Here is a 1,102-nt window from a genome sequence, read left to right as displayed (position 1 = left end):
CAAAAATAAGCTAGACATCCATCCTAATTGTTTGCAGTTTGGCTAACTAAGTACTAGGCTTTTATCAGTGTGAAAAACAAGCAGAGTGTCTTATGGCAATCGCAAGAAAGCGTCAAATAAGTTTGGTTGATACAAAATATTATCACTGTATTTCACGTTGCGTGCGTCGTGCTTTTTTGTGTGGTGAAGATCACTTTACAGGTCAATCTTACGAGCATCGCAGAGGGTGGGTTGAAGATAAATTACTCGAATTAGCCAAGGTATTCTGCATTGATGTCTGTGCTTATGCCGTTATGAGTAATCACACGCATTTAGTGTTGTATGTTGACGATAAAAAAGCAAATAGGCTGAATGATAAAGCGATTGTTATTCGCTGGCATAAGCTTTGTAAAGGCACTGTACTTACGCAAAAATACATGCAGGGTGAAAAGCTAAGTAAAGTTGAGCTTATCTTTTTTAATCAAACAGTGAAGCAATACCGAGAACGTCTATCAAGTATCAGCTGGTTTATGCGGCTATTAAATGAAGACATTGCCCGCAGAGCAAATAAAGAAGATAACTGCACAGGTAGATTTTGGGAGGGTCGCTTCAGGTCACAAGCACTTCTTGATGAAGCCGCACTTGCCGCTTGTATGGCCTATGTAGATTTAAATCCCATTAGAGCTAAAATGGCTAAAACGCCGGAGCAGTCAAAGCATACCAGTGTACAAAAGCGTTTAATAACAGCATCAGAAGGAAAACAACCTAAACAGTTATTACGTTTTGCAGGCATGCCACGTCAAATTATGCCTAAAGGATTGCCATTTGAGCTTAAATCGTACCTTGAACTTGTTGAACTAACAGGGCGAATAATACGGGAGGATAAACGCGGATATATTGATAATATGAACCTCCCTTTGCTAGAAAGGTTAAATATTTCCCCAGAAAACTGGTTAAAACTGACTACGCAATTTACGCGCGTATTTCATGGTGCAGTAGGCAGGCCCACTTCACAAATAGGTTACTGCGAAAATTTAAACAGAAAACGGCGAGCGAACATCAGTAACTGCGAAAAGCTACTTGCATAAACTTAAACTACTCAGTAAAACTTTCGGTAATAAAT

1 protein-coding gene is annotated in these 1,102 nt (G+C 39.4%); it reads left to right on the top strand.

The window, feature by feature from the left end:
* Nucleotides 1-92: 92 nt before the first annotated feature.
* Nucleotides 93-1,067 carry a transposase gene (locus tag GQR56_RS21185; protein ID WP_166115351.1) on the top strand — a complete coding sequence of 325 codons (975 nt, stop codon included), beginning with the start codon at nt 93-95 and terminating at the stop codon, nt 1,065-1,067.
* Nucleotides 1,068-1,102 lie beyond the last annotated feature (35 nt).

This window comes from Pseudoalteromonas sp. Z9A5, assembly GCF_011378875.1.
Classification (GTDB): domain Bacteria; phylum Pseudomonadota; class Gammaproteobacteria; order Enterobacterales; family Alteromonadaceae; genus Pseudoalteromonas.
The sequence above is the reverse complement of the archived record's forward strand: the minus strand, read 5'-3'. Positions and strand labels throughout refer to the sequence as shown.